26 protein-coding genes are annotated in these 21,878 nt (G+C 45.5%); 5 read left to right on the forward strand and 21 right to left on the reverse strand.

The genetic code is table 11. The features are described from left to right. Positions 1–7: 7 nt before the first annotated feature. Entirely contained in the window at positions 8–628 is a 621-nt protein-coding gene (locus SFC25_RS06545; RefSeq protein WP_038562061.1) for a succinate dehydrogenase cytochrome b558 subunit, read from the reverse strand. A 318-nt stretch (positions 629–946) separates the two neighbouring features. On the opposite strand from SFC25_RS06545, the gene SFC25_RS06550 reads away from it, so the two are divergent. Beyond that, positions 947–1,390, forward strand: coding sequence for a YslB family protein (locus SFC25_RS06550; RefSeq protein ID WP_095222226.1), 444 nt, complete (start codon positions 947–949; stop codon positions 1,388–1,390). 89 nt (positions 1,391–1,479) lie between these two features. On the opposite strand, the gene SFC25_RS06555 is transcribed toward SFC25_RS06550, so the two are convergent. The 9 genes from SFC25_RS06555 to zapA form a co-directional block, all read right to left on the reverse strand. Continuing rightward, positions 1,480–1,773 carry a hypothetical protein gene (locus SFC25_RS06555; protein ID WP_411214490.1) on the reverse strand — a complete coding sequence of 98 codons (294 nt, stop codon included), beginning with the start codon at positions 1,771–1,773 and terminating at the stop codon, positions 1,480–1,482. A gap of 496 nt (positions 1,774–2,269) precedes the next feature. After that, the gene (locus SFC25_RS06565; RefSeq protein WP_411214492.1) at positions 2,270–2,713 is read right to left on the reverse strand and encodes a YxiJ family protein; all 444 of its coding nucleotides are present in this window, start codon (positions 2,711–2,713) and stop codon (positions 2,270–2,272) included. 153 nt (positions 2,714–2,866) lie between these two features. Further along, positions 2,867–4,681: an excinuclease ABC subunit UvrC gene (gene uvrC, locus SFC25_RS06570; protein WP_411214493.1), complete on the reverse strand. Its 1,815-nt coding sequence runs from the start codon at positions 4,679–4,681 to the stop codon at positions 2,867–2,869. Positions 4,682–4,760: 79 nt separating this feature from the next. Further along, positions 4,761–5,075 carry a thioredoxin gene (gene trxA / locus SFC25_RS06575; RefSeq protein ID WP_095220191.1) on the reverse strand — a complete coding sequence of 105 codons (315 nt, stop codon included), beginning with the start codon at positions 5,073–5,075 and terminating at the stop codon, positions 4,761–4,763. 98 nt (positions 5,076–5,173) lie between these two features. Further along, a complete protein-coding gene (locus SFC25_RS06580; protein WP_411214494.1) occupies positions 5,174–5,578 on the reverse strand; it encodes a DUF350 domain-containing protein in 405 nt (134 codons plus the stop codon). Between the two features lie 20 nt (positions 5,579–5,598). Continuing rightward, on the reverse strand, positions 5,599–7,941 hold the full coding sequence (locus SFC25_RS06585; RefSeq protein WP_411214495.1) for an endonuclease MutS2: 2,343 nt from the start codon (positions 7,939–7,941) through the stop codon (positions 5,599–5,601). 24 nt (positions 7,942–7,965) lie between these two features. Beyond that, entirely contained in the window at positions 7,966–9,681 is a 1,716-nt protein-coding gene (gene polX, locus SFC25_RS06590; protein WP_411214496.1) for a DNA polymerase/3'-5' exonuclease PolX, read from the reverse strand. A 64-nt stretch (positions 9,682–9,745) separates the two neighbouring features. Next, positions 9,746–10,312: a CvpA family protein gene (locus tag SFC25_RS06595; protein WP_411214497.1), complete on the reverse strand. Its 567-nt coding sequence runs from the start codon at positions 10,310–10,312 to the stop codon at positions 9,746–9,748. After that, positions 10,305–10,580, reverse strand: coding sequence for a cell division protein ZapA (zapA, locus tag SFC25_RS06600; RefSeq protein WP_411214498.1), 276 nt, complete (start codon positions 10,578–10,580; stop codon positions 10,305–10,307). The genes SFC25_RS06595 and zapA overlap by 8 nt, the downstream gene beginning before the upstream one ends. 119 nt (positions 10,581–10,699) lie before the next feature. Here zapA and rnhC point away from each other — a divergent pair, with 119 nt between their 5' ends. Next, a complete protein-coding gene (gene rnhC / locus SFC25_RS06605; protein WP_411214499.1) occupies positions 10,700–11,641 on the forward strand; it encodes a ribonuclease HIII in 942 nt (313 codons plus the stop codon). Here the strand turns inward: rnhC and SFC25_RS06610 are convergent. From SFC25_RS06610 to SFC25_RS06630, 5 genes are all read right to left on the reverse strand, one after another. After that, complete coding sequence (locus SFC25_RS06610) at positions 11,638–11,943, reverse strand: HNH endonuclease (RefSeq protein ID WP_411214500.1); 306 nt, start codon at positions 11,941–11,943, stop codon at positions 11,638–11,640. The genes rnhC and SFC25_RS06610 overlap by 4 nt on opposite strands. Before the next feature lie 131 nt (positions 11,944–12,074). Then, positions 12,075–12,539, reverse strand: a complete 465-nt coding sequence (locus SFC25_RS06615) for an NUDIX hydrolase (RefSeq protein WP_411214501.1) — start codon at positions 12,537–12,539, stop codon at positions 12,075–12,077. A gap of 60 nt (positions 12,540–12,599) precedes the next feature. Next, entirely contained in the window at positions 12,600–15,026 is a 2,427-nt protein-coding gene (gene pheT, locus SFC25_RS06620) for a phenylalanine--tRNA ligase subunit beta (RefSeq protein ID WP_411214502.1), read from the reverse strand. Positions 15,027–15,041: 15 nt separating this feature from the next. Then, complete coding sequence (pheS, locus tag SFC25_RS06625) at positions 15,042–16,076, reverse strand: phenylalanine--tRNA ligase subunit alpha (RefSeq protein ID WP_411214503.1); 1,035 nt, start codon at positions 16,074–16,076, stop codon at positions 15,042–15,044. Positions 16,077–16,414: 338 nt separating this feature from the next. Continuing rightward, positions 16,415–17,155, reverse strand: coding sequence for a TrmH family RNA methyltransferase (locus SFC25_RS06630; protein ID WP_411214504.1), 741 nt, complete (start codon positions 17,153–17,155; stop codon positions 16,415–16,417). Between the two features lie 95 nt (positions 17,156–17,250). Between SFC25_RS06630 and sspI the strand changes: the two genes are divergently transcribed. Both sspI and SFC25_RS06640 read left to right on the forward strand, forming a co-directional pair. After that, positions 17,251–17,463: a small acid-soluble spore protein SspI gene (gene sspI / locus SFC25_RS06635; protein ID WP_095222213.1), complete on the forward strand. Its 213-nt coding sequence runs from the start codon at positions 17,251–17,253 to the stop codon at positions 17,461–17,463. A gap of 81 nt (positions 17,464–17,544) precedes the next feature. Next, on the forward strand, positions 17,545–18,162 hold the full coding sequence (locus SFC25_RS06640; protein ID WP_411214505.1) for a lytic transglycosylase domain-containing protein: 618 nt from the start codon (positions 17,545–17,547) through the stop codon (positions 18,160–18,162). Between the two features lie 36 nt (positions 18,163–18,198). Here the strand turns inward: SFC25_RS06640 and SFC25_RS06645 are convergent, their stop codons facing one another. Further along, a complete protein-coding gene (locus SFC25_RS06645) occupies positions 18,199–19,278 on the reverse strand; it encodes a M42 family metallopeptidase (protein ID WP_411214506.1) in 1,080 nt (359 codons plus the stop codon). 18 nt (positions 19,279–19,296) lie between these two features. Further along, positions 19,297–19,785: a dUTP diphosphatase gene (locus SFC25_RS06650; protein ID WP_411214507.1), complete on the reverse strand. Its 489-nt coding sequence runs from the start codon at positions 19,783–19,785 to the stop codon at positions 19,297–19,299. 113 nt (positions 19,786–19,898) lie between these two features. Between SFC25_RS06650 and SFC25_RS06655 the strand changes: the two genes are divergently transcribed. Next, positions 19,899–20,273 carry a hypothetical protein gene (locus tag SFC25_RS06655; protein WP_411214508.1) on the forward strand — a complete coding sequence of 125 codons (375 nt, stop codon included), beginning with the start codon at positions 19,899–19,901 and terminating at the stop codon, positions 20,271–20,273. A gap of 33 nt (positions 20,274–20,306) precedes the next feature. On the opposite strand, the gene SFC25_RS06660 is transcribed toward SFC25_RS06655, so the two are convergent. The 4 genes from SFC25_RS06660 to rpmI all read right to left on the reverse strand — a co-directional run bounded on the left by SFC25_RS06660 (position 20,307) and on the right by rpmI (position 21,864). Continuing rightward, entirely contained in the window at positions 20,307–20,879 is a 573-nt protein-coding gene (locus SFC25_RS06660) for a TVP38/TMEM64 family protein (RefSeq protein WP_411214509.1), read from the reverse strand. Positions 20,880–20,957: 78 nt separating this feature from the next. After that, positions 20,958–21,218, reverse strand: a complete 261-nt coding sequence (locus SFC25_RS06665; RefSeq protein WP_411214510.1) for a DUF1294 domain-containing protein — start codon at positions 21,216–21,218, stop codon at positions 20,958–20,960. A 55-nt stretch (positions 21,219–21,273) separates the two neighbouring features. Then, entirely contained in the window at positions 21,274–21,630 is a 357-nt protein-coding gene (gene rplT / locus SFC25_RS06670) for a 50S ribosomal protein L20 (RefSeq protein ID WP_411214511.1), read from the reverse strand. Between the two features lie 39 nt (positions 21,631–21,669). Beyond that, positions 21,670–21,864, reverse strand: coding sequence for a 50S ribosomal protein L35 (gene rpmI, locus SFC25_RS06675; RefSeq protein WP_411214512.1), 195 nt, complete (start codon positions 21,862–21,864; stop codon positions 21,670–21,672). Positions 21,865–21,878 lie beyond the last annotated feature (14 nt).

The following is a 21,878-nucleotide window of genomic DNA, read 5'->3' on the forward strand; positions in this document are numbered from 1 at the left end:
CGCTATCTTATACGCCCATGCCGAATGCCAGCAAAGAGCGTACCCCCAAATACGTTACGCCAAGGAACACAAGCAGCGTCGCATATGTCGCGATTCGCTGGGAACGCGGAGAAACTGTGATTCCCCAAGTGACCAGGAAGCTCCATAAGCCGTTCGCGAAGTGGAACGTTGTGGAAATGACGCCAATCAAGTAGAACCAGAAGAAGAATGGCTGTGTCAGGATCGCTTCCATGAAATCGAAATCGATTGTTTCTTGCGTAAAGATCGTGATAACACGAGTCTGATAGACATGCCATGCGATGAAAATCAGTGTCACGATACCAGTGATCCGCTGCAGCAGAAACATCAGGTTCCGGAAGTATCCATATCTTCTTGTATTGTTCTTACCTGTCAGTACGATGTACACACCGAGAATGGCATGATACAGGATCGGTATGTAGATGACGACCCATTCCAGCACGAAGCGGAATGGAAGATTGTGCATGAAACCGGCTGCGGTATTGAAGCTGCCGCTCCCGTAAGCAGCAAAGTGGTTAATAACCAAATGCTGGATAAGGAAGATTCCGATTGGAAGCACTCCTAACAACGAATGAAGCCTGCGGTAGAAAAACTCTCGATTCTCGTTCATACGTACCCCCTCAGTAGCTCTCTGAATTAACAGAATGATTGCGTTTTCATATCCGATTAAAAATAAAACCGAATGAAAACCAGATCCGTTATTAACAATATTATTGTATAACTATCAAATTTAGGCGTCAAGAAAACGCTTTAAAAAATTTACTAATCTCTTTTTTATTTTATATAAATCAATCGATTAACGATGAATTTTATCAGTTTCATAAACATTGTTAATTCAGCCAAAAGTCATTGGCAGTTTACCCGGTTTTCATGGTAAAGTGAGTAAAGATACTTTGTAATTGCAACAAGGCGGGAAAGGAAGACATGCATGCAAAAGAAAATGCAAGAATTCGACAAGGATTATATGGAACAGCTCATCACTCATGGTGCCGGTCACGATATATTGCGTTTTGTCAGTTTACCAGACTTATTAGGTGAGGACGCTTCCTCCATCCTTTATGTAATGGGCAAAAAACTGGCACGAAAAGTAAACCCGACATCCATGGAACAAGTTGAGGACTTCTTCATCCAGATGGGCTGGGGGAACTTGAGCCTTATCAAACAGAAACGACAAGAAATGACATTCGAACTCTCTGGAGCACCAGTCTTACATAGATGGAAGGTCGGAGTCGGAAAAGAATACCGAATGGAAGCAGGCTTCCTCGCTGCAAGCATCGAGCAGATCAAGGAACTTGCCTGTGAATGCGTAGACGAAAATGTTCCGAAGAAGGAACATGTCCAATTCAATGTTTATTTTGCTAAGGAAGATTGATGGATTCAAAATATAATAGAAGAAGTGACGTGTGTATTCCACACGTCATTTTTTATTGTTATCTTTTTGCATTTCTCCCTTTGCTCGTTTTAAAAAATACCTGTTGCAATAGTTAGAGGGCAAAGTGTCAGACCCAGCAATAAAGCTGATAAGATAAGAATTATCCTCACTTTTTTATCAGATGCAAAAAAAGCCAGAATAAAACTGGCCAAAGTGCCAAACACCACCGTATTAATAACAAAACCCTCAAGGAAGTTCAGTTGTTTCCATAGTTCGGGCGTGAACTTGATAAGCACGAAATTCAGTGTACCGAGTGTCAACGAAAATAACGCACAAAAGGTGCTTATAGCAGCAGGACCTTTCAAGAAGTTCTTATAACCCATTCATGCCACCACTTCCATCCCATCTATTTTGCACCCAATTGCATTAACGTGTGCTTCTTTTATTTTTTTCTTTCTTTAACCCTTCTTACGTCGGAATCGGTTAACGATCATACTGCACGCCGGCAGAATAGTATAAGCCAGTGTTCCGAGCCCAATAATGGAGATACTCATACCATCCCAAGCTCCCACCACTAGTCCCGCAGCTATAATGAAGACGCCGAAACAGATACTAGGTAATACTAGAGGAATATGAAAATTTGTTTGTTTATTAACAGCCCATGCCATAGCGCATACTATAGCACTTATTGCCATCCCTAACAAAAGTAAGCCGTAAAACCCCATCATATCACCTCTCATCAGCTTACAGATAGTGATCTCAATTCAAATTGACTTCCATATCGTTACAGTATCTTATGTTCCTTTCCGAATAAGAAAACACTAACCTAATCAAAATTAGGTTAAAATTTATCATAAGTTCCAGCAACTGCATGCTTACCTATTTCAAGTACTTCCGACCAGCTGTCCATTGATAATGAAAGAACAATACATAAAATCGAGCACGCTCATATCCCATATATTCTCGATGGAATACAGGATATTCCTCCATTATGACATCGTTCTGGTTACTCCACTCCGGATGCCGCGAAAAGAAATTCAAGCTGCACCAATTAATCAGATTCTTTTCAGGAAGCTTACTTCTTATCAAATGTTGCACTGCTCCCCCAATTTCCATCCAATGTGTATTCCAGTCCGCTAAATCCAACTCATCCGCTGTTGTATAATTTTCTATTATTCGCCGCAAACCTGTATAAGGAAACGGCTCCATTAATCTCAATGCTAAAAGTTCACTCACCGTTTTTGTCCATCTTTCCCTCACAACAACCTGTATAAGCTGGTGATGGTAGGATACAGGCATAGCAATATATTTACCTTCTTTCATATATCTCCTCTTTCATCTAATGTATGGCGTGCAGTAATATTTTATAGTTACTTATAAAATGTTACCTCTTTCTTTTTGTGGAAAAATATGTTAAATAAAGTATAGCATAGTTCACAAGGATTAAAGCATTTACCACAAAAAAAACAGGCCTGCTTAGGCCTGGCTTTCATCATCCTGTTCATTTGCTGCTTCTTCAGGATTATTCAAATGGTTCAATATTACTTGTGCAGTAGGTGCTGGGATGCCTAGCTTAGCGATTTCTTCAACGCTCGCCTCTTGAATTGCTGTCACTGATTTAAAGTGACGCATGAGCAATCTCCTGCGCTTCTCGCCGACTCCTGGAATATCATCCAGCTTCGATTTGATCGCGCTCTTTCCGCGCAGCTGGCGGTGGAAGCTGATGGCGAATCGGTGCACTTCATCCTGGATACGCTGTACCAAATAGAAATCTTGGGCGTTCCGCTCGAAATCGACAACTTCCGGCGGTGTACCGTACAGCAATTCACTTGTCCGGTGCTTATCGTCCTTCGCCAGGCCGCAAACCGGTATATCGAGTCCTAGTTCATCCTCCAGCACTTCGATTGCTGCGCTCATTTGTCCTTTACCCCCATCAATGACAATCAGGTCAGGCAAAGGCAAATTGTCCTGCAGCACCCGTTTATACCGCCTGCGAATGACTTCCCGCATCGTATCATAATCATCGGGACCTTTTACATCCCGTATCTTGTATTTGCGATACTCTTTCTTATCGGGCCGGCCATCAGTGAAGACGATCATGGCAGATACCGGATCGCTCCCTTGGATGTTGGAGTTATCGAATGCTTCAATGCGATGCGGTGTCGCTATATTGAGCTTTTCTCCAAGCGATTCAACCGCCTTGATTGTCCGGTCCTCATCACGCTCGATAAGTGAGAATTTCTCCTTGATGGCGATTTTCGCATTCTTTCCAGCAAGCTCGACTAGCTCTTTTTTCCGGCCGCGATATGGAATGGCAACATCCGTTTCCAAAAGCTGCTGCAATCCCTCCACATTCGTACCGATCGGGACGAGCACTTGCTTTGGCAGCAAATGGTTTTGATGCAGATAGAAACGTCCGACAAAAGTAAGGAATGTTTCTTCTGGTTCATCAAAGAACGGGAACATACTTACATCACGTTCAATCAGCTTACCTTGGCGGATGAAGAATACTTGCACGCACATCCAGCCTTTGTCATAAGCAAAACCGAAAACATCGCGGTCTGTTTGATCCGTCAATGTCATCTTCTGCTGCTCCATAACAGATTCAATATGCTGGATTTGGTCGCGCAGCTCTTTCGCACGCTCGAAATCGAGCTCTTCTGCAGCTTCCTGCATCTTCTGCTGTAAATCCTTCTTGATCTGATGGTGTCCGCCGTTCAGGAATGTCGTGATATTCTGCACGATATTCCGGTTCGTCTCCTGCGATACAGGATAGACACAAGGACCAAGACATTGGTGCATGTGGTAATACAAGCAGACACGGTCCGGCATCGTATTACATTTTCGCAGCGGGTAAAGTCTGTCCAGCAGCTTTTTAGTCTCCCGGGCTGCGATTACGTTCGGATATGGACCGAAGTACTTGCCTTTATCTTTTTTCACTTTTCGTGTCACCAGCAAACGCGGCTGTTCTTCTGCTGTGATTTTCAAATATGGATATGTTTTATCATCCTTCAGGAGGATGTTATATTTCGGATCATATTTCTTGATTAGGTTCATTTCAAGGATGAGTGCTTCGATTTCGGAGGAGGTAACAATATATTCGAAATCCACGATTTCCGCTACGAGCCGCTGTGTCTTGCGGTCGTGTGCACCGGTGAAATAGGACCTGACCCGGTTGCGGAGGAGCTTGGACTTTCCAACATAAATGACCGTCCCATTTTTATCCTTCATCAAGTAACAGCCAGGCTGCGGCGGCAGAACAGCGAGTTTATCCGTTATCGTCTTGTTCATTCGCTTTCCCCTTTTACTAGTGCTTTACATAAAGGATCCCTTGTTACCAGAATGTAACAAGGGATCTCATGTCTATTGCTTACGCGTGTTTGTTAACAAGCTCAACAAGAGCTTCTTTTGGCTGGTAGCCAATTACTTGATCCACAACTTCGCCATCTTTGAAAAGAAGCAATGTCGGGATGCTCATTACGCCGAATTTGCCAGCAGTTTCTTGGTTTTCATCAACGTCAAGCTTCACGATTTTAACTTTATCGCTCATTTCACCGTCGATTTCTTCCAATACAGGCGCGATCATTTTACAAGGTCCGCACCAAGTTGCCCAAAAATCAGCAAGGACAAGTCCTTGGCTTGTTTCTGTATTAAAGTTTGAATCAGTAGCATTTACAATTGCCATGTTTATTCCTCCTAAATAAAAGCTTTCATCGAGTATAGCACTGCTGAAGTCCGTAACGCTACTAGTTTGCTTAGAAGCGTTCATTCCTAAACATTGCACTAAATACTTGCTCCTATAACATAAGATAATCCCACTGAAATAACAAGTGAAATAAATCCAACCGCACGGTTATCATTAGCGATCTCCGAGTCGATTTTGTACGTCGGCGTCAGGAACTCAAAAATAAAGTAGCCGATCAGCAGCATGACAAAACCAATGGAACTCCACATGATGCTCTGGAGGATCCCATCATTATGTTCATAGGAAAAGCGAAGTACGTTCGCTATACCGAACATCTTACCGCCTGTCGCCATCGCGACAGATAAATTCCCGCGGCGGATCTCTTCCCAGTTCTTATAGGAAGTCACCAGCTCAAAAATAGCCATAAACACGATGATACTCAGTACCGCTACGCTATACCGTGCGGCTGTCAGGACGATCGTATTTTCCCAAAATGACTCCATAATCCCGTACTCCCCGTTGTTTACTGAAATTCAAGCACGGTTACACCGGTTCCGCCTTCATTCATGCCGCCAGAACGATAATTCTTCACTGCCCGGTGTCGTTTGGCAAATTCCTGCACGCCTGTGCGCAAGGCACCCGTGCCTTTACCGTGGATGATCGATACGTGCGGATAACCTGCAAGCAGCGCATCATCCACATATTTCTCGACCCGGCGCAGTGCGTCCTCGTAGCGTTCCCCGCGCAAATCCAGTTCTGTGCTCACATGATAGGCGGAGCCTTTGACTGTTGCAACCGGCTTTTCTTTTAATACGTCCTGTCTCTTTACGAATTCGATGTCTTTTCGTTTCGCTTTTATTTTCATAATTCCAATTTGGAGCAAATATTCTTTGTCACTGACCTTCTCGACCACTGTACCTTTTTGTCCCAAAGTAAGAAGAAGTACTTCATCGCCAGGCATGAGCTGTTTGTTTTCCTTCGTTTGCGGTGCTGCTTTCGTGCCTTTTTTCGCAAGCTCCGGTGAAGCACCTTCCAGTCGTTTGCGGGCTTCGATGATTTCATGCTCTTTTACACTGGCTTGATTTTTCATCGTGCGAAGGGAAGCAACAATCTCTTCAGCTTCTTCTCTAGCCTGTTCCAAAGCTTTGGCAGCTTTTTCTTCTGCTTTTTGATACAAACGCTCTCGCTTCGCATCGAATTCCTGCCACTGCTTCTCCAAATCGCGTCTCAGTGTTTCTGCTTCTTCAAGCTGTGCCCGGGCTGTTTCATAATCGTGCTCAGCTTCCCTGCGGGATGTTTCAAGAGACGCGATCATGTTTTCGACACTCTTCGAATCGGTACCGATCAATTCCTTGGCACTATCAATGATGGATTCCTTCAAACCAAGACGTCTGGAGATCTCGAATGCATTACTGCGGCCCGGGACTCCGATCAGCAAGCGATATGTGGGTCTGAGTGTTTCCACATCAAACTCCACACTCGCATTTACGACACGTTCGCGGTTATAGCCGTATGCCTTCAGCTCAGGATAATGCGTCGTCGCAACGACAGTCGCGCCGCGTTTAATCGTTTCGTCGAGTATGCTCATTGCAAGCGCCGCACCTTCCTGCGGATCCGTTCCTGCACCAAGTTCATCAAATAGTACAAGGGACTGATGATCGACTTGCTTCAAAATATCAACGATGTTGACCATATGTGAGCTGAAGGTACTCAAGCTCTGTTCAATCGATTGTTCATCACCAATGTCGGCAAACACTTCCGTGAAGACTGCCATTTCACCGCCATCAAGCGCTGGCACCTGCAGACCCGATTGAGCCATGAGTGTGAACAAACCGATCGTTTTGATTGTAACCGTCTTACCGCCGGTATTCGGACCAGTGATGACGATGGTAGAGTAATCCTCACCAAGATCGATATCATTTGCCACTACCTGCTCTGGATCGATCAGAGGATGTCTGGCCTGTTTCAAATGAATGATACCTTTGTCATTCATCTTCGGCATAGAACAGCGCATGACTGCACCTAGCTTCGCACGTGCCGCAATGAAGTCAACCTGACTGAGAATCTCGATATTCGCAAGCAAGATTGCTTCATCTTCCGCAACTCGCATACTGATTTCCTTCAGGATCCGTTCAATCTCAGCTTTTTCCTGTGCCCTTGCTTCCTGCAGCTGGTTATTCAAATCAACTACAGCCTGAGGTTCCATGAACAAAGTTTGACCTGAAGAAGACTGATCATGTACGATGCCTCCGATTGCCCCGCGATATTCTTGTTTGACTGGCAGGACATAACGGTCATTCCGGATCGTTATGATCGAGTCTGACAGCATCTTGCTCTTAGATCTCGTATAGGACTCAAGCTTTTCCCTTACCCGGCTTTCGTTCGTACGGATGCGGGAACGGATCCCGCGGAGTCTTTCTGAAGCTCCGTCCATCACACGGCCATGATCATCAATCGCACTCTTGATATGGCGCTCCAAATCACTCAATGAAACAAGCTGGTCAACAAGACTGCGGATGATTGGCATTTCCGGTTCTTCCAGTTCTTCGATGAAATGCTTCAAGTTTTTGCCGCCATAGATTGTACTGGCAATATCAAGGCATTCGTTCGCATTTAGAATACCGCCGATGACTGCACGTTTGACGCTCGCATGAATATCATAGATGCCGCCAAGCGGAATGCCGCCGCGAAGTCGGATGACAGATGCTGCTTCATCCGTTTCTGCCTGCAGCTGTTCCACTTCTGCAAGCTCTGTCGCTGGCTCTATTTTCATGACTCTTTTCTTGCCAAGTGATGATGCTGCCTGTTCACTTAGCTTTTGTATGATTTTATCGAATTCCAGTACACGGAATATTCGTTTATTCATGTTTTCCCCCCACTTTTTTAGCTGTTATTTACGCTGAAAAAGCTCCATCAATTGCTTCTTGGACCAAGTGTTGATAACTGTCTCCGGCTTAAGCCAGCCTTTGCGGGCCATAGCAACGCCAACTTCCATGAATGACAGCGTCGCATAGCTGTGTGCATCGGTATTGACAGCGATCTTTACACCAAGTTCTTGCGCTTTTTTCAGGTATGTCCATGATAAATCCAGTCTATTAGGATTGGCGTTCAGCTCGATGACAGTACCTGTCTCGGCAGCTTTTTCGATGAGCCAGTCCGGATCAGCCGCATAGCCGGCTCTTCTTCCGATAAGTCGTCCGGTTGGATGAGCGATGACATTGACGTTCGGATGCTCAAGCGCTGCTGTGAGACGTTCTTTGATTTGATCAGCCGATTGCGAGAAGCTGGAATGAATGGCCCCAATGACATAATCCATTTCCTGCAGAAAATCATCGTCAAAATCTAAACGGGCATCTGGCAGGATATCCATTTCGACACCAGCAAATATATGAAAGTCCGGATACAACGCATTGATGCGCTCTATTTCTTCCCTTTGTTTCCGCAGACGTTTTTCATCCAGACCATTCGCCACTTTAAGATACTTAGAGTGATCTGTAATTGCTATATAAGAGTAGCCTAGCTCCATGGCTTGTTTGGCCATCTGCTCGATTGACTGGGCACCATCACTCCAAGTTGAGTGCATATGCAAATCGCCTTGGATATCGGAAAGCTGAACAAGCGGCATGTCTTGCTTGAAGCTATCCAGCTCGCCTTGTGCTTCCCGTACTTCAGGCGGAATGAACGACAAACCAAAGTGTCCGAAAAATTCCTTTTCAGATTGGAATGTAGTCAATTCCCCTGTTTCTACATTCTCAACTCCATATTCACTGATGCGCTCGCCGCGTTTTTTCGCCAGCTGGCGCAAAGCTACATTATGGTCGGCAGAACCAGTGAAATGGTGCAGCGTCGTTGCGAATGCTGCTGGTTCAATCAAGCGGAAGTCTACATTGATGTCATAGCCTTCTTCTAGTGTGACGGATACTTTCGTGTCCCCTTTAGCGATGACTTCTTTTAAATTATCGATAGTAAGCAGCTGCTCCTGGACAGTTTTAGGATCGTTGGTTGCAATGATAAAATCCAAATCCTTCACTGTTTCCTGCATCCGCCGCAGACTGCCTGCACGGGCAAATTGTTCAATACCTTCCAAAGATTCCAGGAAAGACTCGATTCTTTCCGCAAGCGGAAGCATCATGGCGATTGGAATTCGTTCTGGTCTGGATCCAACATTTGCAAGGCCATCAAGAATCTTCTCAGCAGATTTCTTACCGAACCCGCTTAACGATGCGACTTTACCTGATTCGACCGCTTCTTTCAAGCTGGCCGCATCAATGACACCAAGCTCCTGATACAGCTTGGCCAGCTTTTTGCCGCCTAGACCTGGCAGATCAAGTAATGGTACCAGTCCTTCCGGTACTTCCTCCTGCAGCTGACGCAATGTATCAGACTGTTCGTCTTTGATGTATTCCTCGATAACCGCCGCTGTTCCCTTACCGATTCCGTTAAGCTTTGTAAAGTCCTCAATTTCATCGATGGATTGATCATTGGCTTCCAATGCCGCTGCAGCTTTCCGGTAAGCAGACACCTTGAATGTATTTTCCCCTTTTAGCTCAAGATAAATTGCGATTGTTTCAAGCAGTCTGACTACGTCCTTTTTATTGATAGCCATTCCTCTCATCCTTTCAATACAAGGTAGAAAACCCTTGCGCACGATGCCGCAAGGGTTAAGCATTTCATCCCATCAATTCTGTGGGTAATTTATTTGCAACATGATTCAGCCATAGATCCTTGATCTCACCTGAAATATATGGTGTGTGCTCCACGATCCATGCTGCTAGTATTGACCTGTCCAGAGCTTCCTGCACTGGGGTGATCGGCAGCAATACCGATAGATACAATATCACGAATACGAGCAAATAGATTTCAACAAAGCCGAGTACGCCGCCGAGAAGCTTATTCACTGAGCGTAGGATTGGTAAGTCTGCTATGAAATCCAGCATGGATCCGATGATATGCAAGATGATTTTCGTCGCAAAGAACAAAATTGCGAACGCGATGGCATTGTAGAATACCTGATCGAGCGGTACAGCACCGAATATATCAGACCAAGCACTATCGGAAGATACATCCGGATACGGGATCCAAAGCTCCAGCTTCGGCGCTAGCTGGTCATAATATATGGCTGCAACGATGAATGATACGACAAAGCTTGCCAAATGGAACAGCTGCATGATGAAGCCGCGCTTTAGGCCAACGAGTACGCCAAACAAGAGCATGGCGATGATAAGTAAATCAATCATTATCCTTTCTTGCCTCTTTCCTTGTAATAGAGCCTAGCAATTGTGCATAGTCTTCTTTCAGTTTTAAATAATCGTTAGTTGTATTCACAGCCGTCAGTACGGCCAGTTTCGCGGTATCAAGATTCGGATTTGCTTGATGGATCTCCGACATCTTCTGGTCGACAAGGCTTGCCACCATCCGCATGCGATGGGCTGGCTCTTGTCCGACAATTGTATAGGACCGGTTATGTATCTCCACCATAACACGTGTTTTATCAGATTGGGACACGTTATCTCCCCTCACTTCTCTCTTATAATACTAGTCTTAATAGTAACATGAAGGTGTCGATTTAGGAAACTATTCTGTATAGATGGACGGCATGCTATACTTATTGTCAGATTGGAGAGATGAACGTGGGACAAATCGTTTTGCAATTGCCGCTGGAAACAATCCAGCAGATGAAAGTAACATACAGCCGTGATGAGAAATCTGCCCCTCCTGGTGCCGTTTTTTCAGCGAAGACTCCTGGCTGTTCCATCACCGCGTACAAATCCGGAAAAGTACTTTTCCAAGGTAAGGCGCCGGAAACAGAAGCAGATAAATGGGGAAGTGCTCCGGATAATCCCCAAAAAAAGGCAGGTTCCAAACCAAGTGTCAATGATCACAAGTATGCACCGTCTCCTTCCTTATTCACAGCTTCCCATATCGGCTCTGATGAAGCAGGCACCGGTGACTTTTTCGGGCCGATCACGGTGGCGAGTGTGTATGTGGACCGAAGCCAATTCGCTCTTTTGAAAGAGCTGGGTGTGAAAGATTCCAAGCTGTTAAAGGATGATGCAATCCAGCGAATTGCCAAGGATCTGATGCATGTGGAGCTTCCTTATTCGCTGCTTGTGATGCGCAACGAAAGATACAATCAGCTGCAGCAGCGCGGCTGGTCTCAAGGAAAAATGAAAACGATGCTGCACCATCACGCCATCCAGAAGCTGCTTGCCAAAATAGCGCCGACGAGGCCAGAGGGAATTTTGATCGACCAGTTCCAGCTGCCCTCAACTTATATAAAGCACCTAGCAACGGAAGGTGAGAAGCTTCAACAAGACGTGAGTTTCATGACAAAAGCAGAAAGTCATTCCCTTGCGGTTGCTGCTGCATCAATCATTTCCCGGGCAAGCTTTATCAAAGAAATGGATAAACTGTCCAAACAAGCGGGCTTCACGATTCCAAAAGGAGCAAGCGCAGCTGTCGACCAGGCAGCAGGCCGATTAATCCGGACACACGGACGACAAGCATTGCCAGTGTTCACGAAGATGCATTTTGCCAATAGCGCCAAAGCGGAGAAGTACGTCTAACGTCCATATCCGCGGCGGCTGTTTGATTTCCTGGTCCGCACCAGTCTGCCAGCAGGCTGTTTGCGGATCCATTTAATATATTTGGACAGCTTCTCATCCGTACGCAAGGCTTCGATACTAGGAAGCCTTGCAGCAAGCTCCTCATTTGTATACAAAGCATGGATTTGTTTATGGCATGGTATACATATCATGCTTGTATCCAGAAATGTACCGCCCATTTCCTTCGGAATCAGATGATGCTCTGTCAAGGTGACCTCGTCCCTGCCGCAGAGCTCGCATCTGCCTGTTTGCTGTCTCGCCATCACTAATCCCCTCGCTTATTACCAGTATAGACAGGAATACTGCCTTTTAACGTCATAATTCCCGATAATAGCAGAGCGACACTTGCGTTTTCCTGTATCCATTAATTTTCCTGGAACCATAAACCCTTGCTTCAATATTCTCCAATCTCAATGGCTTGCTGAAAGTCCCGTATAAGTGAAACATGCTCTTGAAATAGTTCATGAGGCAACGCATTCATCGAAAAAAACCTATTATCAGCAGACTCGTTATTCGACCTGATAACTACACCGGTAAATCCCTTGCAGCTGTACAAAACTTGCACAAGCGCCACTTGATCACCATTGGCAAACGTCTTGTCATATTCAGGTCCAGAGTACACACGGAACAGCCGGAGTTCTCCAAGTTGAAGTCCAGTTTCTTCGAAAACTTCCCGCTGTGCTGTTTCCTCTGTGCTCTCTCCCATTTCCATAAAGCCACCCGGCAATCCCCATTCTCCGTTATCTTTTCTTTTTTGAAGCAATAATTCATTTGCGTCATTCAGGACGAATGCTCCCGCAACAACCATGATCACTTTTTCCTGGCCAACCATATTTCGCAGGTACGTAATATAGTCCATTTACTTTCCTCCTATAAAAAAAGGGAAAGCAGAATCATACAATTCTGCTTTCCCTCTGAATTAACTTCTCAATTCTGCTTCATGCTTCTCTTTCACAGCTTCCATGATGCTGTTATAAGATGCTTCTACTTCTTCATCTGTCAGTGTGCGTGTCGGATCCTGATAAAGCACCGTGAAGGCGATTGACTTCTTGCCTGCTTCCATGTGCTCACCTTGATACACATCAAAGATCTGCACCTGCTGAACAAGCTCTCCGCCTGCTTCCTGGATCGTACGCTGGATGTCACCTGCATGTGCCGCTTCATCCACAACTAGAGCGATATCTCTTGTAACGGAAGGATGACGCGGAATTGTTCGGAAGCTTGGTACTTCTTCGTACTGATCCATCAGATAAGCAATGTCCAAATCAAATGTGTATGTTTCTTTCAGGTCGAATGCTTTTTGGACTGTTGGATGTAGCTGGCCGACTACGCCGACAACTTTGCCGTTCAGGGAAACAGTTGCTGTACGACCTGGGTGGTAGCCATCGACTTGTGCCTGCTGGAATACAGGTTCAAGATCAAGCTGTGCAAAGATTCCCTCCACGATACCTTTTGCAACATAAAAATCGACAGGCTTCTTCTCTTGCTGCCATGGCTGTTCCATCCAAGTACCAGTCAAAGCACCAGCAAGACGAGCTGTTTCGTTCGGCTGCTCTGTAATCTGTTCTTCTTTGGATAGGAATACACGGCCGAATTCGTAGTAGCCCAAGTTCTCTTGCTTACGAGCAACATTATAGGAAAGTGTGTCGACAAGCTCCGGAATGATGCTCAAGCGTAAATGGCTATGTTCTTCACTCATCGGCATTTTCAATTTAACTGGATAAACTTCTTGTTCCGACACATCTGGACTTACAAGCATTTCCGTGCGGGCTTTGCTTGTCAGCGAGTATGTGATGGTTTCCATCAGTCCAGCACCTTGCAGATATTGCTTCAGCTGACGTTTCAAGTATTGCTTTGTCGTCAGTTTGCCAGCGAATGCTTCTCCTTCAGGCAATGTGTAAGGAATATTATCATATCCGTAAATACGGGCGATTTCTTCCAGCATATCCTCAAACAAGCTGATGTCTCCTCGTCTTGTTGGTACAGACACAGTGAACTGACTGTTGTCTTGTTCAAAACCGAACTGCAATCTTGTCAGGATGGATGCAATTTCCTCATCAGAAATTGTTGTACCCAAACGGTTATTCACACTCGATGTATCGATTTTGACTTGCTTCTCTTCACGCTTCAGCTCGTCAAATGCCACAACACCTTGCGCAACCTTACCGCCAGCATACTCGGCTAAAAGACGCGCTGCATATGCTCCAGCTCGTTCTACGCGATTCGGATCGATGCCTTTTTCATAGCGAGCACTTGCTTCACTGCGCAAGTTATGGTGCTTGCTGGAACGGCGGATAGCACGTGCATCAAAGAAAGCTGCTTCGAGTAATACTGTTTTCGTATCCTCGGAAACTTCAGTGTTAGCTCCGCCCATCACACCTGCAAGAGCAATCGGTTCTTTACCGTTCGTGATGACAATTTCATCGCCTTTTAGAGTGCGTTCCTGATCATCCAAAGTCTGGATCTTCTCGCCTTCATCAGCAGAGCGCACGACGATTTCCTTCGTTGCCACTTTATCATAATCAAACGCGTGCAAAGGCTGTCCGTAAACCAGCAGCACATAGTTCGTGATATCGACAACGTTGTTAATAGGGCGAATGCCAGCTGCCATCAAGTAATTACGCATCCAAAGCGGTGATGGTGCAATCGTTACGTCTTCGATGACAAACGCACCGTAATACGGATTAAGCTCGCCGTCTTCGACTCTTACTTGAACAAGGTCAGCTGCTTTGCTGTCGCTTGTCTGATACGTTTCTTCAGGCTGCTTGACTTCCTTGTCAAGGATAGCTGCAACCTCATAAGCAACACCCAGCATGCTCATTGCATCCGCACGGTTTGGCGTCAAACCAAGCTCCAAGATAACATCATCCAAGTTCAGCAATTCAGCTACTGGCGTACCAACTTCCGTATCTTCCGGGAAAACAAAGATTCCCTCTGCGTATTCCTTCGGTACGAATTTTTCATCAATGCCCAGCTCCTGCAGCGAGCAAACCATGCCGTGGGATTCCACACCGCGCAGTTTGGCCTTCTTGATTTTTACGCCGCCTGGAAGACGGGCTCCTGGCAATGCTGCTGCGATCTTTTGTCCTTGGGCTATATTCGGTGCACCGCAGATGATCTGGTATGTTTCTGTGCCAACATTGATTTGGCAAAGATTCAGTTTATCTGCATTCGGATGCTGTTCACAGCTCTCCACGCAGCCAACGAAAACATTCGTGCTTTCTGGTGCTACGCGTTCAATACTTTCTACTTCAATTCCGGAGCGCGTGATTTTTTCAGCCAGCTCCTCCGGCGTAATATTATCTATATCTACATATTGCTTCAGCCAATTCAAAGATACATACATCGTTTTTGCCTCCCGTTATGCCTTATGGTATTGCGATAGGAATCGTACATCATTTGTATAGAAGTGACGGATATCATCAACACCGTATTTAAGCATCGCAATCCGCTCAACACCCATACCGAATGCGAAGCCAGAATATTCTTCCGGATCATAACCGCTCATGCGCAGTACATTGGAATGCACCATACCAGCACCCAGGATTTCGATCCAGCCAGTATGCTTACATACGTTACAGCCTTTCCCGTCACACACCTTACATGTTACATCGACTTCAACAGAAGGCTCTGTGAACGGGAAGAAGCTTGGACGCAGGCGGATTTCGCGGTCAGCTCCGAACAGTTTGCGGGAGAATTCAAGCAGCACGCCTTTTAAGTCACTCATACGTACATTCTTGTCGACTAATAGTCCCTCGATCTGAGTGAACTGATGGGAATGCGTCGCATCATCTGTGTCTCGGCGATATACAATACCTGGGCAAATCATTTTGATTGCTTTATTGCCATCGTATTCGCGCATCGTACGAGCTTGCACTGGAGATGTCTGCGTGCGCAAAAGCAAGTGATCAGTCACATAGAAGCTGTCCTGCATATCCCGCGCAGGGTGATCCTGCGGCAGGTTCAAAGCTTCGAAGTTGAAATAATCCGTTTCCACTTCCGGACCTTCTTTTATCTCAAATCCCATACCGAGGAAAAGATCTTCCACTTCTTCAATGATGCTAGTCAAAAGATGAGGGCCGCCTGTTTTGACAGGTCGTCCTGGCAATGTGACATCTATTGCCTCTTTTTGAAGCTGTTCATTCAACGCTGCTTCTTCCAGCAGATTCTTTTTATTATCTAACGCAGTAGCAATCGTCTCACGTACTTTGTTTGCCAATTCACCGATAACCGGACGTTCTTCAGGAGAAAGTTTTCCCATTCCGCGAAGTACTTCTGTAATTGGTCCTTTTTTACCTAAATAAGCAACACGTACATCCTGCAAGCTCTGCAGGTTGTCTGCTTGCTGCACTTTCTCGATGGCTTCTGCTTGTAGTGCTTCGAGCTTTTCTCTCATGCTTTTGCCTCCTATGATTTTTGAGCATAAAAAAAGCCCCTCCCTCCGAAAAGGGACGAGCTTTCATTCGCGGTACCACCCTTGTTGGTATACATGTATACCCAACTTGAAGCTTGATAACGGATTTAGCAATCCGGATACACCTTTACTTGTCATAAACAAGGTCCCGGTGCCTGCTCCAGAGTGAAGGTTCATCCGCTGCCGCAACCAGCATGCTCTCAGTCTATAGGCATGCCTTCCTGTTGTTACGATTCGCAGGGATTACTGACTCTTTCCACGCATCTCAATATTAATCTTGTTTCATTATAGAAAATCCAGGGACTTCTTGCAACCCGCTTTTATCTATTTACCGTGTGATACAGCAAAATACCAGTAGCAATACTCACATTCAGGGATTCTGCTTTGCCGAAAATAGGTATCTTTACAGCCATATCGCTTTGGGCGATCAGCCGTTTGTCGATTCCTGCACCTTCATTGCCGACAAGCAGTGCTGTTTTTTTCGGTGCAGTCAAATCTCGGTAATCGACAGCACCTTCCAATGCGGCTGCCCACACGGTATATCCATTTTCCTGAAGTTCCGGCAACAGAAGCTCCAAATCGGCAGATAAAACAGGTAAATGGAAGATAGAGCCTTGCGTAGCGCGGATAACCTTGTCATTATACCGATCAGCCGAGCCTTCTCCCAAATAGACCGCGTCATATCCGGCTGCATCTGCCGTACGGATGATCGTTCCTAAATTACCTGGATCCTGGACAGCATCCAACAAAAGGATACGATTGTGCCGCTTCAGCTTTTTGTCCTCCATCTGTACAACTGCTGCAATTCCTTGCGGTGTTTCTGTTTCCGTGATTGCTCTAAATACATGGTCCGATACACGCACCGGTTCCAATTCCGATGCCCATTCCGGCTGATCCGTTTCCTCGCGCAATATAAGCTGATCAATCGTCCAGCCAGCTTTGATCGCTTCCTCTACAAGATGGAACCCTTCTATCAGGAAGGTATTCGATTTTATCCGTTCTTTTTTTCTTTTCAATTTTTGCCACTGTTTCACTTGGCTATTTTGAGTTGATGTGATCAACGCACGTTCACTTCCTCTTTCTTGACATATCCTCTATCATACATAGTTTTACGAACAGAGGTCAAACTATAAAAAAGTTTAGGAGGTGCTCATGCATGGATTTAGATATCCGACGTGCTATCTTGGCAAATATCAAGGACAACAATGAGGAACAGCTGCAAGCGACAATCACAGATTCCATCGATGGAAGAGAAGTTCTTCTTCCTGGATTGGGAGTTTTATTCGAACTGATCTGGAAAAACGCAGGCGATCAGGAGAAGCAGGAAATGGTTGATGCACTAGCTAAGGGCGTTCAAACACAAGGATAAAACTCCGCTGAAATAGGTCTTGTACCCCTGGTTCTTTTGAGCTACAATTGGACTAACAATATGTGACAGGAGATATGTTTTTTGGATACATCTTATCTGCTTTCCACACTTAGTCCAACGATGCTCGCAGCTTACCAGCAACGGACAGCCTTTTCAGCGACCACAAGTTCCAGTCAGTCTTTCAGCAATCTGCTCCAGCAGACGATGAATACAGGTTCTACGGTTAGACTGAATCCTTATGTAACGCATAGTAACATGACACAAACACAAAGCGTTCCTGCTGTTCAATCTGTTACAGATAGCGTCCCCGAGAGTTCAGGTAATAAGACGATTGATGGCATCATCTCTGATGCTGCTTCCAGATACGGAGTCGATGAAAAGCTCATCCGCTCTGTCATTCAGATGGAATCAAACTTCGATCCATTGGCTGAAAGCGGCGTAGGCGCACAAGGTCTTATGCAGCTTATGCCAGCTACAGCAGCTGGACTCGGGGTGACCAACAGCTTCGATCCGGAGCAGAACGTGATGGCAGGCACAAAATATTTGAAACAGATGCTGGACCGCTATGACGGCAACACCAGCCTAGCTTTAGCAGCGTATAACGCCGGCCCGGGAAATGTCGATAAATATAATGGCATCCCTCCATTCAATGAAACGACGAATTATGTCCAGAAGATCATGGGCAGCTACTTAGCATAAAAAAACCAGCCTCCAAGCGGAAGCTGGTTTTTTTCTTTAGCTGTACGTAATTTTCTCGACTGTTTCTTTGTCCAATTTTTGAATAACTGCAGTCAATAGTTTCACTGTATTATCATAATCATCTTCATGCAGCATGGCCGCATGTGTATGGATATAGCGGGTCGGAATTCCTATTGTCAAAGCAGGGACACCATCGCCAGTCAGATGAATACTGCCCGCATCTGTTGCTCCGCCTTTGATTGTATCGTATTGGTAAGGAATATCCAGTTCCTCTGCAGTTTCGATTACAAGATCCCGCAAGCCTTTATGGGCGATATGCGCGGCATCATATAAAACGATCTGCGGTCCAGCTCCAAGCTTTCCTGTCGCTTCCCTATCGCTGATCCCAGGTGTGTCACCCGCGATACCAGTATCGACTGCAAAAGCAATGTCCGGTCCAATCTTGTTGGCAGATGTAGTAGCACCTCGTCTTCTTACTTCCTCCTGAACAGTACCGACACCATAAACAGTTGCTTCTTTTTCGGTACCATGCAAGTTCTTCAAGATATCGATAGCTACTGCACAGCCAATGCGATTATCCCATGCTTTGGCTAAAAGCAGTTTTTCGTTCTTCATTTTCGTGAATTCGAAATACGGTACAACAGAATCACCGGGACGTACGCCAAACTCTTCTGCTTCATCCTTGCTGCCTGCACCGATATCTATGAACATCTCATCTATAGAAGCAGGCTTCTTCCTTTTCTCAAGTGATAATAAGTGCGGTGGCTTGGAACCGATAATACCGACAAGCTCACCCTTCCTTGTATGGACAGTCACACGCTGTGCAAGCATGACTTGACTCCACCAGCCTCCGAGTGTCTGGAAGAAAAGATAACCATTCGCATCAATGCGTGTCACCATAAAGCCGATTTCATCAAGGTGTCCTGCTACCATCACCTTCGGGCCATCTGTCTTACTGCCTTTTTGGATGGCAATCAAACTGCCAAGATTATCTGTCGTTACTTCATCAGCAAATGGTGAAATATATTCACGCATTACTTTACGGACACCCGCTTCATCACCCGACACACCAGGTGCATCCGTCAAACTTTTCAGCATGTTTAATTTGTCATTCATTATGTATTCCTCCTCCGTTTAATAGCCTTCGTCCTGTCTCGTATGGTTCACTTCGTTCTTCTGCTGATAAGCCTCCAAAATCGAAGACTCTGTGAAACCCAGCTGCCGGCCAAGCTGCAGGAAGCTTTGGAATAGCGTGTCATACGTTCCCTGTACTGGATCGCTATAAAATGCACCGATGCTGCCGTACAGCTCCAAAAATGCATCTGTTTGATCGATTTCGTTATCAATCAGCGGTTTAGATGTATACGTAAGATTCTTATCAAGTCCGACGGACAAAATGAAATGCAGGCCATCAACATATTCCTCTAAAATGACACGCTGCTCGCTCGGACCTTTTCTGCTCCAGAATTTGAAACAGCGGGTCTCATTAGCCAATTCCCCGATTTCAACCTGAAGGGCCAGTATTTTTTTACGGAAAAGATTTTCTCGATTTGCTGATTCGAGATTGTTTTCGATGTAAGCATCCAGCTCACGCTGTTTAGTGAATAGATATTCGTAATCCATATAGAATACTCCTTCTTGCGTTATTCCTATGTAGGGAGGGTATAGTAAAACGGATGAAACTTCTTCTTTAGCGTAATCGTATCTATACAAAAAGTAAAGGAGGCCTGCTCGCTATGAAGATTCTTTTTCTACTGTTGCTGGCAGGTGCAGCAATTCTTTTGTTCTACACCGTCATGAAAGCTAGGAAAAACCCCGCCAACGATCCATCACGCCTCGATCCGGAGCAAGTGGAGTATCGCGAACAGTACGATCATCATTTTTCACTGAGCTATCGCGGTTATCGGATGATTGGCAAAAAATTTTTACAGCCAAGGGAAGACAGCATCGAAGTGACAAAGGTGGTTATGAATGCTGTACAGCCGGATCGATTGACCGGTTTTTCCCGAAATGACTTATATAAGATGGAAGAATGCATCCTGAGCCATTTCCCTTATGCTTCTATCGAATGGAAGCATCCGATAAAAGAGCTTGTCCTTACAGAAATATGATAAAGCACTGGAGCTCTTTGAAGCGCCAGTGTTTTATGCACTTTCTTTGAAAAATTCTTCCCATTTGATAGTGAATTCTTTTTTCCGCATCAGGTAAATACAGACCAGAAGGACGATCATGACCCCTGCTATAGCTGCAGGCGGCAAGTAGCGCAGCCAAGTACCCGCAAAAGAATAAGCAGTAGCAAGCGGAATGCTCGATAGAATCGAGGCCTTCCCATATGATCTCCAACTGCGGTTATTCTCCATCAAGCAGACGCTTAAGATGTGGAAGTGAATAAAAGGCACCAGCCGCATTAAAGCTACTTGCCCCGTGGTAAAGCTTGTGTGCCTGCCAATCAGCTTCTGTTTCAGCATGAGAATCCTGTTTGCCGACCGCGGGAAACGCTGGGCGATGCCATAGAACAGCATACTGGATGCGGTAATGCCGATAATGGACAAAATCGTACCAGCTACAGCACCGAACAAAATCCCTCCCGAGATACATAGGAAAACAACAGGCAAAAATAAAGCAGGACGAAGCAGGTACAGGAGGATGAACAAAAGCGGTGCAAACAATCCCCCTGTTGCGACGACCGTCAACATACTCACGCCAACCTGGTCCATTGCTGCTCACTCCCTCTTAGATGTCCCTAATATATATGACAGGAGACGAGCCTTTATGACAAGCACACAGCATTTATCTTACAGCAAATAAAGAATCAGCAGGACATGCATGACGACCAGGCATGGAAAGCCAATAACGAAAGCGGTATGCTTCGTTTTATGTCGAAATGCCTGCATCCCGAGCCAGCCGCCCAGCGCACCCCCAATGATTGCTGTGATCCACAGCCTTCGTTCACTTATGCGCCATGCGCGCTCTTTTGCTCTTTGTTTATCGATTCCCATCCAGCTGAACAGCAGGATATTGATAACCAGCAGGTAGAGACTAATGACCAGCCACATATTCCTACCCCTTTCTATACAAAAAGCCGCTATCAAAGGATAGCGGCTTTTTCGCTTATTTCAATGCGTCTTTTGCTTTGGAAGCAAGTTGCGCGAATGCTTTTTCGTCAGAGATAGCAAGCTCTGAAAGCATTTTACGGTTTACTTCGATACCAGCAAGTTTAAGGCCGTGCATCAAACGGCTGTAAGAAAGTTCGTTCATACGTGCAGCAGCGTTGATACGTGCGATCCAAAGTTTACGGAAGTCACGTTTTTTCTGTCTGCGGTCACGGTATGCATACTGACCGGATTTGATTACTTGTTGTTTTGCAGTTTTGAATAGTGCGTGTTTAGCACCGTAATAACCTTTAGCTAGCTTAAGAACGCGTTTACGACGCTGACGCGTTACTGTTCCACCTTTTACACGTGGCATAGTATTCCCTCCTATAGGACAAATAATTCTTTGATTTTATTATTTAGGTAGCATTTGCTTGATACGTTTAAGATCACCAGCAGAAACAAGTGCATCTTTACGAAGTTTACGTTTCTGTTTAGTAGATTTATTAGCAGCCAAGTGGCTAGTGTAACCGTGGTTACGGGCTACTTTTCCAGAACCTGTTTTCTTGAAACGTTTAGCGGACCCTTTGTGGGTTTTCATTTTTGGCATCGTATTTCCTCCTT

It is taken from the genome of Terribacillus saccharophilus (assembly GCF_046592595.1).
Classification (GTDB): Bacteria; Bacillota; Bacilli; order Bacillales; family Amphibacillaceae; genus Terribacillus; species Terribacillus saccharophilus_C.